Origin of the sequence: Nonomuraea cypriaca, assembly GCF_015645445.1 — a bacterium.
Taxonomy (GTDB): domain Bacteria; phylum Actinomycetota; class Actinomycetes; order Streptosporangiales; family Streptosporangiaceae; genus Nonomuraea; species Nonomuraea cypriaca.
Window position 1 is genome coordinate 38,301 of the sequence record NZ_JADOGI010000054.1, and the last position, 12,713, is coordinate 51,013.

12 protein-coding genes are annotated in these 12,713 nt (G+C 72.1%); 9 read left to right on the plus strand and 3 right to left on the minus strand.

Features of this window, described 5'->3' with window-relative positions; genetic code table 11:
* Positions 1-67 precede the first annotated feature (67 nt).
* From ITP53_RS57665 to ITP53_RS19520, 5 genes are all read left to right on the plus strand, one after another.
* Positions 68-964 (plus strand): ACP S-malonyltransferase, encoded by an 897-nt coding sequence (locus ITP53_RS57665; protein ID WP_195896840.1) that lies wholly within the window; start codon positions 68-70, stop codon positions 962-964.
* Positions 961-1,917, plus strand: coding sequence for a beta-ketoacyl-ACP synthase III (locus ITP53_RS19505; RefSeq protein ID WP_195896841.1), 957 nt, complete (start codon positions 961-963; stop codon positions 1,915-1,917). The genes ITP53_RS57665 and ITP53_RS19505 overlap by 4 nt, the downstream gene beginning before the upstream one ends.
* Before the next feature lie 84 nt (positions 1,918-2,001).
* Positions 2,002-2,241 (plus strand): acyl carrier protein, encoded by a 240-nt coding sequence (locus tag ITP53_RS19510; RefSeq protein ID WP_195896842.1) that lies wholly within the window; start codon positions 2,002-2,004, stop codon positions 2,239-2,241.
* Between the two features lie 34 nt (positions 2,242-2,275).
* Positions 2,276-3,508: a beta-ketoacyl-ACP synthase II gene (fabF, locus tag ITP53_RS19515; RefSeq protein ID WP_195896843.1), complete on the plus strand. Its 1,233-nt coding sequence runs from the start codon at positions 2,276-2,278 to the stop codon at positions 3,506-3,508.
* The gene (locus tag ITP53_RS19520) at positions 3,509-4,933 is read left to right on the plus strand and encodes an acyl-CoA carboxylase subunit beta (RefSeq protein WP_195896844.1); all 1,425 of its coding nucleotides are present in this window, start codon (positions 3,509-3,511) and stop codon (positions 4,931-4,933) included. It begins immediately after the preceding gene.
* A gap of 106 nt (positions 4,934-5,039) precedes the next feature.
* Here ITP53_RS19520 and ITP53_RS19525 read toward each other — a convergent pair whose 3' ends face one another.
* Entirely contained in the window at positions 5,040-5,534 is a 495-nt protein-coding gene (locus ITP53_RS19525) for a DUF3145 domain-containing protein (protein WP_195896845.1), read from the minus strand.
* Between the two features lie 176 nt (positions 5,535-5,710).
* Here ITP53_RS19525 and ITP53_RS19530 point away from each other — a divergent pair, with 176 nt between their 5' ends.
* The 4 genes from ITP53_RS19530 to ITP53_RS19545 all read left to right on the plus strand — a co-directional run bounded on the left by ITP53_RS19530 (position 5,711) and on the right by ITP53_RS19545 (position 10,404).
* Positions 5,711-6,724, plus strand: coding sequence for a S8 family peptidase (locus ITP53_RS19530; protein ID WP_195896846.1), 1,014 nt, complete (start codon positions 5,711-5,713; stop codon positions 6,722-6,724).
* Positions 6,725-6,796: 72 nt separating this feature from the next.
* A complete protein-coding gene (locus tag ITP53_RS19535) occupies positions 6,797-7,333 on the plus strand; it encodes an RNA polymerase sigma factor (protein ID WP_328815080.1) in 537 nt (178 codons plus the stop codon).
* Complete coding sequence (locus ITP53_RS19540) at positions 7,330-7,785, plus strand: hypothetical protein (RefSeq protein WP_195896848.1); 456 nt, start codon at positions 7,330-7,332, stop codon at positions 7,783-7,785. Before ITP53_RS19535 ends, ITP53_RS19540 begins: the two co-directional genes overlap by 4 nt.
* Before the next feature lie 93 nt (positions 7,786-7,878).
* Positions 7,879-10,404: a CHAT domain-containing protein gene (locus tag ITP53_RS19545; protein ID WP_195896849.1), complete on the plus strand. Its 2,526-nt coding sequence runs from the start codon at positions 7,879-7,881 to the stop codon at positions 10,402-10,404.
* A gap of 57 nt (positions 10,405-10,461) precedes the next feature.
* Here the strand turns inward: ITP53_RS19545 and ITP53_RS19550 are convergent, their stop codons facing one another.
* Together ITP53_RS19550 and ITP53_RS19555 are read right to left on the minus strand one after the other, a co-directional pair.
* Positions 10,462-11,277, minus strand: coding sequence for a sulfurtransferase (locus ITP53_RS19550; RefSeq protein WP_195896850.1), 816 nt, complete (start codon positions 11,275-11,277; stop codon positions 10,462-10,464).
* Positions 11,278-11,320: 43 nt separating this feature from the next.
* On the minus strand, positions 11,321-12,451 hold the full coding sequence (locus ITP53_RS19555; protein ID WP_195896851.1) for an alkaline phosphatase family protein: 1,131 nt from the start codon (positions 12,449-12,451) through the stop codon (positions 11,321-11,323).
* Positions 12,452-12,713 lie beyond the last annotated feature (262 nt).

Here is a 12,713-nt window from a genome sequence, read left to right on the forward strand (position 1 = left end):
TCACCTAGGACAAAGTTCGTACGGATCTCCATCCGCGTGTCGGACTTCTACAGGGCATGGTGGTTTTGTGCTTGTACTCGTCGCTCCGGGCCAAGGTGCCCAATCCCCAGGTTTCCTGAGCGCCTGGCTCGAGTTGCCCGGCCTGGCCGAGCGGCTCGGCGCCTGGTCCGAAGTCGTCGGGATCGATCTGATCGCCCACGGGACGACCGCCGGCGCGGACGAGATCCGTGACACAGCCGTCGCCCAGCCTCTCCTCGTGGCCGCCGCACTGGCCTCGGCTGAGGCACTCGGCGTGACCCCTGACCTGCTCGCGGGCCACAGCGTCGGCGAGTTCGCCGCCGCCGCCCTGGCCCGGGTCCTCACCCACGAGCAGGCCCTCACCCTCGTACGCGAGCGCGCCCAGGCCATGGCCAAGGCCGCCGCCGTCACCGAGACCAGCATGATGGCCGTGCTCGGCGGCGACGAGGACGAGGTCCTCGCCGGCATCGAGCGGCACGGTCTCACGCCCGCCAACCGCAACGGCGCCGGCCAGATCGTGGTCGGGGGCACGAAAGAGCAGCTGACCGCGTTCAAGGAAGACGCGCCGGCCCGCGCCCGCATGATCTCGTTGTCCGTGGCCGGCGCGTTCCACACCGTCCACATGGCGCCGGCCGTGGAGAGCCTGCGCGAGGCCGCCAGGAACGTCGTTCCCGCCGATCCCCGCGTCACGCTGCTGTCCAACGCCGACGGCCGGCCGGTCGCCACCGGCGCCGCCTTCGTCGAGCTGCTGGTCAAACAGGTCAGCAGCCCCGTCAGGTGGGACGCCTGCACGGAGACCATGACCGAGCTCGGCGTCACCGGCATGATCGAGCTGCTGCCCGGCGGCACGCTGACCGGCCTGGCCAGGCGGGGCATGCGCGGCGTGCGGACGGTGGCGCTCAAGACCCCCGACGACCTCGACGCGGCCAGGGAGCTGATCAAGTGAGGATCCCCGACATCGCCCCAGGCGGCAAGGTGCTCGCCTTCGGCCACTATCAGCCGTCCAACGTCGTCACCAACGACGACCTGGCCAAGACCATGGACACCAACGACGAGTGGATCCAGTCGCGCGTCGGCATCAAGGAGCGCCGGGTCGCCGCGCACGGCGAGTCCCTCGAGGACATGGCCACCATGGCCGGCGGCAAGGCGCTGGCCGCGAGCGGCCTGTCCCCCGACGACGTCGACCTGGTGATCGTCGCCACCTGCACGCTCGAGTCGCAGATCCCCAACGCCTCCGCCGTCGTCGCGCACCGCCTCGGCATCACCTCGCCCGGCGCGTTCGACGTCAACGCCGCCTGCGCGGGATTCTGCTACGCGCTCGGCACCGCCGATTCCGCCGTCCGCACGGGCTCGGCCAGAAACGTGCTGGTCATCGGCGCGGAGAAGCTGTCGCAGTGGCTCGACTGGACCGACAGGTCCACCGCCGTGATCTTCGCCGACGGCGCCGGAGCCGCGGTGGTGGGCCCCTCGGACACGCCGGGCATAGGCCCAGTCGTCTGGGGCAGCTCGGGCGACAAGTCCGACGCGATCAGCATCAAGGACCGCACCGACTTCCTCCGCCAGGAGGGCCAGACCGTGTTCCGCTGGGCCACCACCACGCTGCACCCGGTGGCGCTCGAAGCCTGCTCCAGGGCGGGCGTGGACCCTTCGGAGCTGGCGGCGTTCGTGCCCCACCAGGCCAACCTGCGCATCATCGAGGCCATCGCCCGTAAACTGGGCGCCGACCAGGCCGTCGTGGCGCGCGACATCGTCAACGCGGGCAACACCTCCGCCGCGTCCATCCCGCTCGCGCTCTCGCGCATGCTGGAGCGCGGCGAGGTCCGCTCGGGCGGTCTCGCACTCATCCTCGGCTTCGGCGCCGGCCTCACCTACGCGGGCCAAGTGATCGAAATTCCGTAGGACCCGGTACGGCACCGCCGTACCTCATCAGAGCTTGTACGGCGACGCCGTGCAGAACCAGGAAAACCAAAGGAGAAATAGCGAATGGCTGCCACCGAGCAGGACCTCCTCGAGGGCCTCGGCAAGATCATCAACGAGATCACCGGCATTCCGGTGGCCGAGGTGACTCCCGAGAAGAGCTTCGTGGACGACCTCGACATCGACTCCCTGTCCATGGTCGAGATCGCCGTGGCCGCCCAGGACGAGTTCGGCGTCGAGATCCCCGACGACCAGCTCAAGAACCTGAAGACGGTCAAGGACGTCCTCAACTACATCCAGGCCTGAAAACCTCATCCTGACCAGTAAGGAGCGCGAAAACGTGAGTGCGAACCGGGTACGTGTCGTCGTCACCGGGCTTGGCGCGACGACGCCCGTCGGTGGAGACGTCACCTCGACCTGGACGGCGCTCCTCGCCGGTCAGTCGGGTGTGGAGACCCTTACCACGGATTGGATCGACACCGTCCCCGTGCACTTCGCGGGGACGGCCGCGGTCGACCCGACCGAGGTGCTGCCGCGGCCGGAGGCCAGGCGCCTCGACCGCAGCGAGCAGTTCGCGCTGGTCGCCGCCAGGGAGGCCTGGCAGGACGCGGGCGCCCCCGAGGTGGCGCCCGAGCGGCTCGGCGTCGTGGTCTCCAGCGGCATCGGCGGCATCAACACCACGCTCTCCGCCTACGACACCTACAGGGAGCGCGGCTGGAACCGGTTGTCGCCCTTCACGGTGCCGATGCTCATGCCCAACGGCCCGGCCGCCTGGATCGGCCTCGACCTGGGCGCCCAGGCGGGCGTGCACGCCACGGTGTCGGCGTGCGCGTCCGGCGCCGAGGCCATCGGCTACGCGATGGACATGATCAGGGTCGGCCGCGCCGACATGGTGGTCGCCGGCGGCACCGAGGCCGCCATCCACGGGCTCAACATGGCCGCCTTCGCCGCCGCGCGGGCCATGTCCACCCGCAACGACGACCCGGCGGGCGCGTCCAGGCCCTGGGACCGCGACCGCGACGGCTTCGTGCTCGGCGAGGGCGCGGGCATCATCGTGCTCGAGTCAGAGGAGCACGCCAGGGCGCGCGGCGCGCGGATCTACGCCTACTGCGCGGGCGCCGGCTACTCCGCCGACGCCCACCACATCACCCAGCCCGAGCCCGAGGGCCGGGGCATCATCATGGCGATGACGCAGGCGCTCAACAACGCCGGCATCACGGGCCACGACGTCAAGCACGTCAACGCGCACGCCACCTCCACCCCCGCGGGGGACGTCGGCGAGGTGCAGGCGGTGGCCAAGGCCATCGGCACCCACCCGCTGGTCACCTCCACCAAGTCGATGACCGGGCACCTGCTCGGCGGCGCGGGCGGCATCGAGTCCGTCTTCACGATCAAGGCGCTCCAGGAGCGCATCGTCCCCGCCACGATCAACCTCGACAACGTCGACGACGGCATCGAGGTCGACCTCGTCCACGGCGCGAACCGCGCGTTGCCCGAAGGCGACATCGCCGCGGTCAACAACTCGTTCGGGTTCGGCGGCCACAACGTGACCGTCGTCTTCAAAGGGGCTTGAATGACCGTGCTCGACAACCGGGTGGTGACGCCCGGCTCCGATGAGGAGCCCGCTGATCCCCGCGATCCAGTCGTCCGCCTCACCGCGCTGCTCGACGAGGGCTCACCGCGGCTGATCACTCCTGAGGACAAGAGCGGCGTTCTGGCCGCCATGGGCCGCGTCGAAGGCGTCCCGGTCGTCGCCTTCTGCAGTGACGCCCGCTTCCAGGGCGGCGCGATGGGCGGCGAAGGTTGCGAGCACATCGTCCACGCCTACGACGTGGCCGTCCGCGAACGGGTGCCGGTCATCGGGATCTGGCACTCCGGCGGTGCGCGACTCGCCGAAGGCGTCGAGTCGCTGCACGCCGTCGGCCGGGTCTTCGCCGCCATGACCAAGGCGTCCGGCGTCGTGCCGCAGATCTCCGTGGTCGTCGGCCCCGCCGCCGGCGGCGCCGCGTACGGTCCCGCCCTGACCGACCTGGTCATCCTGGCCGACTCCGGCCGCATCTTCGTCACGGGCCCCGACGTGGTCCGCAGCGTCACCGGGGAAGACGTCGACAGCGCCGCCCTCGGCGGCCCCGAGCCGCACAGCAAGCGCAGCGGCGTCGTGCACATCGTCACCAAGAGCGAGACCGACGCCTACGTCAAGGCGCGCCAGCTCGCCACGCTCCTCGGCCACCAGGGCCGGGTGCGCGTGGGAGAAATCGGGGAAGTCGACTTCTCCACGTTGCTGCCCGAGTCCGCGCGCCGTGCCTACGACGTGAAGCCGCTGGTCAACGACCTGCTGGACGAGCCGGGCGTCGAGCTGCACCCGAAGTGGGCGCCCAACGTCGTCACGTCGCTCGGCCGCCTCGGTGGCCGGACGGTCGGTGTGATCGCCAACAACCCGATGCGGCTCGGCGGCTGCCTCGACGCCACGTCCGCCGAGAAGGCCGCTCGGTTCGTACGCATGTGTGATGCCTTCGGCGTTCCGCTGGTCGTCCTGGTGGATGTGCCGGGTTACCTGCCGGGCGTGGGGCAGGAGCACGACGGCGTAGTCCGGCGCGGGGCCAAGCTGCTGCACGCCTTCGCCGAGGCGTCGGTGCCGCGGATCACACTGGTCACGCGGAAGGCGTACGGCGGGGCCTACATCGCGATGAACTCCCGTGCGCTGGGCGCCACCAAGGTGTTCGCCTGGCCCACGACCGAGGTCGCGGTGATGGGCCCGGTGGCCGCGGTGCGCATTCTCAAGCGGCGCGAGCTGGCGGCCGCGCCCGAGGAGGAGCGGGCCGAGCTGGAGCAGCGGCTGGCGGAGGAGCACAAGAAGCTCGCCGGCGGGCTGTCCAGGGCGCGGGAGCTCGGCGTCATCGACGAGGTGATCGAGCCCCAGGAGACGCGCGGCGCGATCGCCAAGGTGCTCGCCCAGGCCACGCCGGCCAGGGGTGCTCACGGCAACATCCCGCTGTAGGTTTCCCACAAGTACTTCTGCGGAGGCCCCGCACCGAACCTTCGGTGCGGGGCCTGTCGCGTTCCTGGCCGACGGCCGGAGGGGGAGGTGGCGCCCGGTGAGGGGGTCAGACGGCGGCGTGGAGCCAGCGGACCGGCGCGCCGTCGCCGGCGTACCTGAACGGCTCCAGCTCCTCGTCCCACGGCCGGCCGAGCATCTTGTCCAGCTCGTCCTCCAGCACGCACCGGCCCTGGGCGGCCATCATCATCGCGGTCCTGAGCCGATCCTCGGGGATCATGATGTCACCCGCGGCGCCGATGACCGCCGTGAAGGCGCCGAGCGTCGGCGTGTAACAGTGCCGGGACCCGTCCACTCCTGGTGAGGCGTCCTCGGTGATCTCGAATCTGAGGCGCTGCCAGCCCATGAGCGACGAGGCGATGGCCGCCGCGATGCCCGCGCGACCCTCCCACTCCGCCTGCGACCGCACGACGTTGGGCGCGGCGGGTTGCGGAGTCCACGTCAGATCTACGGGCACGCCAAGGACACCCGCGACTGCCCATTCGATATGAGGGCACAGCGCGGGCTGAGCCGAGTGGACGTAAAGGACGCCACGAGCAGACACCGGACCTCCCGTTTCGGTACGAGGTGCGCCTTCCCCAACGGCCTCGCCCCGGGATGATCACAAGTGACTAGGGGAGAGACTACCGTCGGTCGCCATCCGGCACCAGTGGGGGGCCATACCAAGTTGGTGCGTGTGTCGCATGTGACAGCTCCGCCAGCCGGGAAAGATACCGGCTCATGGACATCCAATCTGTCGGCGCGGCGTTCATCCGGCCAGGTCAGGTACTCACCGACCGGTCGGCCCTGTCCGCCGCGGCACGCTGGACGCAGGCCGTATCCGAGGCGGACGGCGTGTGCGTCATCCACCTGGCGCCCGGCGCCGACCCCTGCGAGATCACCGCCGAACTTCGCGACCAGGGCCTGCGCGCGTCGCCGAACCACGTGCTCCGCGGCCAGCCCCTGTTCTTCGGCGGCCCCGCGTCCAGACCGTTCCCCACCCCGCCGATCCCGTTCAAGAAGAGCAGGTCCCGCTCGGACGTGGTGGTGGGGCTGCTCGACACCGGCGTGGCGAAACACCCCTGGTGGACGGGCAGCGACTGGTACGGACGGCTCGGCCCGGAGAGCTCCGACGCGCCGGAGGGCGCCCAGGCCGGGCACGGCACGTTCATCGCGGGCCTGCTGACCCGCCGGGCGCCGGGCGCGGCGCTGCAGGTGTGCCGGGTGCTCGACGGCGACGGCCTCACCGACGAGGCCACCGTCGTACGCGCGCTCCACCGCATGCTGGAGCGGCCGCCGCAGGTGCTCAACCTGTCCTTCGGCGGCCACACGTTCGACGACCGGCCACCGCCCCTGCTGTCCGACGCCCTCGGCGCGCTGACCGAGACGGTGACGGTGGCCTGCGCCGGCAACACCGGCTCCGACCGGCCGTTCTGGCCCGCCGCGCTGGCGTGCGCCGTGGGCGTGGCGGCCCTGGACGCCACGGAGCAGCACCGGGCGCCCTACTCGGGCTACGGCACCTGGGTCGACGCCTGCGCCCGCGGCGACTGGCTGGCCAGCAGTTTCCTCGACGCGGGCGACTTCGCCGGCTACGCGGCGTGGAGCGGCACGTCGTTCGCCGCGGCGCTGGTGGCCGGGGCCATCGCCGACGCGGCCAGGGACGAGCCGGCGAAGGAGGCGGCCGGCCGGCTCCTCGAGGGTGACGGCGCCCGGGAAATTCGCGATCTGGGAGTTCTCTTCCCGGCGAGTCTGTAGAGTTTACGCTCAGTCCCCGGTCAATCACGTCGAGGCATGATCGCCTCTCCGTGCCGGACGGAAGGAGGCCGCGTGCGAGATCCTCGCGATCCGGCGGAGCTGCTCGAAGCCGCGGCCGACGGCGACCGATCGGCCTGGGACGAGCTGGAGTCCAGGTTCGGGCCGCGCATGTGGGCCGTGGCCCGCGCCTGCGGCCTCGGCTCCTCGGACGCCGCGGACGCGGTCCAGGGCTCCTGGCTGCGCCTGCTCCAGCATCTCCACAGCATCAGGGATCCGTCGGGGGTGGGGGGCTGGCTCATGACGACCGTGCGCCGCGAAGCCCTCCTGCTCCTGCGGAAGGAGCTTCCCGGAGTGTCCTCCTTCGAGGTTGTCGAAGATCCCGACCCGGTGTCCGCCGTCCTCGAGACCGACGGCCGGAACCTGCTCTGGAAGACAGTCTCCGACCTGCACGAACCCTGCCGCACACTACTCCAGCTGGTCGCAAATGATCTTGGAAGTCGGCAGGTGGCGATGCGGCTCGGACTACCGGTGGGCAGCGTCAGCCCGACCCGGGCCCGCTGCCTGGAGAAACTGCGCACTCTGATCTCGACACAGGAGACGGCGCAATGATCAATGACGAATACTTCCTGGCGGCTCTCCGGCTCGCCGCCGGGACGGACCCGATCCCCGGTCACGTGTCCGCTGCCGCACGTGACGTCTACGGGCTCCGGGTCCCTGGGGCGGTCACCGCCGCCCCGGCCGAGTGCCCCGCGATCCGCGCGGGTTCCGGCTCGCGTGGTGACGACGGCTCCCACCTGGTGCGTTTCGTAGCAGCCGGCCTCACCTTCGACCTGGAGGTGACGGTGGGCGACGGGTTGATCGACGTCGCAGGACACGTTTTCCCCTACCCAGGAGAGGGCGCACTCGTCGATGTGAGAACCCCCCACCTGACGCTTACCAGACGCATTGCCCACAACGGCCATTTCATCGCCACCGGCCTGCCCCCAGGCTGGCTCAGCGTGGTGTGCCACCGGCCCGGTTACGCACCCGTGCAGACCAGGTGGGTGCGCATCCGTCCCTGACCCCGACTCGTCACGAACAGCTGGGAGAGCCACGCCCTCTCCCGGCCGTTCGCGACACAGGCCCCGTCATGAGCGCAACCATCAAGGTCCTTCATGAGCGCAACCCCGGACTCACCACACGGCCTCGACTCGCTCATCGCGGCGGCCGAGGCCGCCATGACGCGTTCGCTGATCGACCCAGACCACGCCATGCACGCGAGCCGGGTCGTGCTCGAGGCGGCCCGCCACGCCGGCTCTCCCGACGCCGCGGTCGTGGCCCTGCGCGCGATGGCGCTGGCCGCGCGCGAACTCGGCGACCTTCCGAGCGCCGAACACCACCTCCGCGAAGCCATCAGTACCCCCGGGGCGCCGCCTGAGCGGGTGGCCCAGGCGCGGCTGTCGCTCGTCACCGTACGCACCGAGCGTGGTCACCCCCTGCAGGCCCTGCGCCTGGCGGCCCTGGCGTGGGTCTACCTGGCACCGCTGGACCGTGCCAAGCTCGACACCCAGCGCGCGGTGGCGCTGGCCCATCTCGGCCGCCACCAGGAGGCGATCGCCTCGTGCGACCGGGCGCTGCGCGCCTTGGTTCAGGCGCCTGGCACCGTCGACGACCGCAGGTTCCTGGCCGGCGGCCTGCTCAACCGCGGGCTCTGCCACTCCTACCGCGGCGACTGGGACGCGGCCATGCGCGACCTCACGTCCTGCCTGGAAATCTCCCAGCAGGCGGGGCTGCCGCACCTGGCCCGCCTGTCCGCCGCCAACCTCCCCTTCCTCGCAGTACGCCGCGGCGACATCGCGCAGGCGTTCAAGCACTACCGCGAGGCCGAGGACACCCTGTTCGGCTTCCCGGAGCGGCTGGCCACGATGCGCGCCGACTTCGCCGGCGCCCTGCTGGCGGCCCATCTTCCCGGCGAGGCCAGGGCGATGCTCAGCCTGGCCGTACCCGATCTCGAAGCGTCGGGGGCGCACGTGGCGCTGGCCGAGGCACGGCTGAAGCTCGCCCAGGTGGAGCTGCTGACCGGCGACCCGCACCGGGCGCGGCAGGTGGCCGAGCAGGCGGCGGCCGAGCTGGCCGCCCAGGACCGGGCGTCGTGGCTGCCGCTGGCCAGGGAGGTCGTGCTGCGCGCCCGGCTGGCGCTCGAACCGACCACGCCCGCCCTCGTCGCCGAGTTGGTCGATTGCGCGGACGCGCTGGAGGACGGGTTCGCGAACCTCGCGGGGGCGGCCGCCCTGCGCCTGGTGGCGGCCGAGGCGGCGCTCGCCGTCGACGACCATCCGACGGCCTCCGCGCAGCTCGCCAAGCTCACCCGGCACGCCAGGCGTGACGGGCGTGACGAGCAGTGGTTGCCCGCCGGCACCCGGCTGACCCGGCTGGCCTCCGAGCCGCAGTCCAGGCAGTTGGCGCGGGCGTCGCAGATCCCGGCGCCGGTGCGCCAGCACGCGCTCGCACTGGAGGCTTCCCTGCAGGAGGACATGACCGGGGCCTTCCATGCGGTGCGCGACGGGCTGGCTGAGGTGAGCGAGCGGGTGGAGGCGTTCGACGATCCGTCGCTGCGGGCGCACGCGGCCAGGTCGGGTGAGCGGCTGGCCTCGTTCGGGCTGGGGCTCGCGGTGCGTGACGGGGGCGTGGAGGAGGTCTTCGAGTGGGCGGAGCGGTGGCGGGCGGTCACGGCTCCGGCGCACGCGGGCGCGCCGGTCGGCCCCGAACAGGTGCGGGCCGAGCTGGGGCGGGGTGCGCTGGTGTCGTACATGGCCGACGCGGGTGCGCTGCTGGCGGTGCTGGTCACCGATGAGCGCGTGGTGCTGAGGCGGCTCGCCGACATGCAGGCGGTCAAGGAGGCGGTCATCCGGCTGCGTTACACGCTGCGCAGGCCGGGCGAGGCGGGTGACGTGGAGGCCGCGGCGGTCGAGGCCGAACGGCTGCTGTTGCGGCCCCTGGCGGCCGAGCTCGGCGATCGTCCGCTGGTGGTGGTGCCGGTGGGACCGCTCCACACGTTGCCGTGGGGGGCGCTGCCGTGCCTGCGCGAACGTCCGTTGAGCGTGGCCGCCAGCGCGGCGGCCTGGGTGCGGGCCCGTTCGCTCTGGGCCGCGCGGGCGGGCGGGCCGCCGGTGGTGGTGGCGGCGGCCGGGCCCGCGCTCGCCCACGCGCACGCCGAGGTGGCGCACGTACTGGGCTGCCATCCGAGAGGCCGCGAGGTGCCGGGGCGGATCAGGGCCGTACTGGAGGCGCTGACGACCGCGGACGTGCTGCATCTGGCGGCGCACGGGGTGTTCCACGCGCGCAGCCCGCTGGTGTCGGGGATCACACTGGAGGACGGAGCGCTGATGGCGTACGACCTGCTGGAGGTGTCGCGGACGGCGGCGCTGGTGGTGCTGTCCGCGTGCAACTCCGGCATGTCGCGCACGCCGGCCGAAGGGGCGCCGCTGGGGCTGCCGGGAACGTTCCTCGCCAAGGGGTCGTCCTGCGTCGTCGCGGGGATGCTGCCGGTGGACGACGAGGCGGCCCGGCTGGTGATGAGCCTGTTCCACGAACTCGTGGCGGCGGGGCAGCCGCCGGACGCGGCACTGGCGAGCGCCTCGGCCAAGACCGGGGTGCTCGAGTTCACCTGCTTCGGCGATGGCGGGCGAGCGCTTTACTGAGCCCGGCCGCGCCTGCTTCACCAGGATCGTTGAGGATGGGCGGGGCTTGGTCGGGGGTCAGCCGGTGGCCACGGGTCTGGCCGGGTCGGCGACCCAGTTGGACCAGGAGCCCACGTAGAGAGCGGCCGGCAGGCCCGCCAGCTCCATCGCGAGCACCTCGTGGGCGGCCGTGACGCCGGAGCCGCAGTAGGCGCCCGCCGGCACGCCCTCGCCGACGCCGAGCCCGGCGAACCTGGCCCGGAGCGCGGCAGAGTCGAGGAACCTGCCGTCGGGGCCGACGTTCTCCGTGGTGGGCGCGCTGACCGCCCCGGGAACATGCCCGGCCACGGGATCGACCGGCTCGACCTCGCCCCGGTAGCGTTCCGCTGCCCTGGCGTCCAGCAGCACCCCGTCGGTGGCGAGCACCGCCGCCTCGTCCGCGGTCAGCATCGGCATCCCACCGGGCCTCGCGGTGAAGTCGCCCTCCGCGACGCCGGGCTCCTCCTTGATGATCGGCAGGCCCGCCGCGATCCACGCGGGCAGGCCGCCGTCGAGCACGCGGACGTCCTGGTGGCCGAAGTAACGCAGCGCCCACCAGGCACGGGCGGCGACGGTGGACCCGGCGTCGTCGTAGACCACCACGGGGCGGCCATCGGACACTCCGAGACGGCGCATCGCCCGCTGGAACGCGTCGGCGCCGGGTAGCGGGTGGCGCCCGCCCGCGCCTGGCGGGGCGGCGAGATCGGCGTCGACGTCGCAGAAGACGGCCCCGGGAATGTGGCCCTCGCGATAGAGGCCCACCCCGGGCGGCCCGCCCAGCCGCCACCGTATGTCGAGCACCGTCGCACCGTCGAGTGCGGCGAGGCCGTCCGGGCTGATCAACAGGCCTTTCATGTGCATGCCCCCAGGACTTGTCACGCGCGTACCCCCGAGCTTGTCACGTGCGTACCTCCAGAAGAGGGACGTGTTGCTCGGCCGGTGTCATCGAACCGTGGTAGCCGGTGAACAGGGCCTCGACCGGGTGGTTCGTCGGGGTGGTGATGGCCAGGTCGGTGAAGGGGACGGCGACGACGTCGCCGATGCGCTCCAGCCACGCGTCGCGCACTCGCGGCCCGAACCAGCCGGACTCGACCGCCTCCTGCCTGGACACCACCCACGCCTTGCCGTCCAGGGTCTCGCGCCACGCCTCCAGCACCCGCTTCGCGGCGCCGCGCTCAGCGTAGACGTGCCGTGCCCTGGCCTCGCCGCCGAGCAGCGCCACCCCTTCGGTCAGCGCCGGGACCCGCTCGGCGTCGAGCTTCTCGGTGGCGTTGACCATGCCGTGGTCGGCGGTGATGAAGAGGGCGGAACCGGGCGGCAGGCCCTCGGCGAGCCGCCGGGCCATGTCGTCGACGACGGCGAGTTGCCGCAGCCACTCCTCGCTGCCCCAGCCCGTCATGTGCCCGGCCGCGTCGAGGTCGCCGTAGTAGACGGTGACGTGCGCGGGGCGCTCACGCATCGCCTCGTGTACGCGGGCCACGCGGTCGTCCAGGGTGTCGGCGGGCACGTAGCGCACTCCGCGATAGACGGCCTCCGTCAGGCCGGTGCCCTGGAACTCGGCGGGCGCGACGTAAACCGGCTCGATCCCCGCCCTGGCGGCCCGCTGGTAGACGGTGGCCGCGGGCTGCCACTCGGCCGGGTCCATCACCAGGCCGTCGGGCAACGTCCAGCGCAGGCAGTTGAACAGGTGCCCGGTGCCCGGGACGGCCAGCATGAGGCCGAGCATGCCGTGCTCGCCCGGTGTCAGGCCCGTACCCAGCGAGCACAGGCTCGTCACGGTCGTGGCGGGGAAGCCGGCGGTGAGCGTCCTGCCCGCCAGCCCGGACAGGAACGGGGCCGTCTCCGCGTGGGCCCGCAGCAGGTCGGCGCCCATGCCGTCGACGAGGAACAGGCACACGCGATCCGCGGGCTCGATGGCCAGCGCGTTGGGTGCTTCGGGCATCGTGCCGGGCTCGTCCACGCCCAGCGCGGACAACAGCGCATTCGGCAGATCCGCCAACGTGCCCCCGCCGTACCCCGGCACCAGCATGTTGCCATCCTACGTTTGCTGCGTCTTTTGGTGCGCTTCGGGGGTTTCATCTCTATCTGTTACGGCGGGCCGACCTGACCGCACTCGCCGACGCCGGTTTCCGGCTGTCATGGCCGGTTGTGAAGGCTCACGGGGTGCTCGCCGTGACGACGCGCCTTCTTGGCCGGGTTTCTTCGCGTGTGCTTGGGCCGGGCCCTTATCGGCCTCGTGGGCCGGCCGGGGACGGCCAGACGCACCGAAAAGAGCACCGTCAGACGCGCCC

What these genes read in the sequence shown, in the direction of transcription:
- ITP53_RS19550 (WP_195896850.1), bottom strand. Translation starts at nt 11,277, where the DNA reads ATGAAAGGCCTGTTGATCAGCCCGGACGGCCTCGCCGCACTCGACGGT.
- ITP53_RS19540 (WP_195896848.1), top strand. Translation starts at nt 7,330, where the DNA reads ATGATCAATGACGAATACTTCCTGGCGGCTCTCCGGCTCGCCGCCGGG.
- ITP53_RS19510 (WP_195896842.1), top strand. Translation starts at nt 2,002, where the DNA reads ATGGCTGCCACCGAGCAGGACCTCCTCGAGGGCCTCGGCAAGATCATC.
- ITP53_RS19520 (WP_195896844.1), top strand. Translation starts at nt 3,509, where the DNA reads ATGACCGTGCTCGACAACCGGGTGGTGACGCCCGGCTCCGATGAGGAG.
- ITP53_RS19555 (WP_195896851.1), bottom strand. Translation starts at nt 12,451, where the DNA reads ATGCTGGTGCCGGGGTACGGCGGGGGCACGTTGGCGGATCTGCCGAAT.
- ITP53_RS19545 (WP_195896849.1), top strand. Translation starts at nt 7,879, where the DNA reads ATGAGCGCAACCCCGGACTCACCACACGGCCTCGACTCGCTCATCGCG.
- ITP53_RS19530 (WP_195896846.1), top strand. Translation starts at nt 5,711, where the DNA reads ATGGACATCCAATCTGTCGGCGCGGCGTTCATCCGGCCAGGTCAGGTA.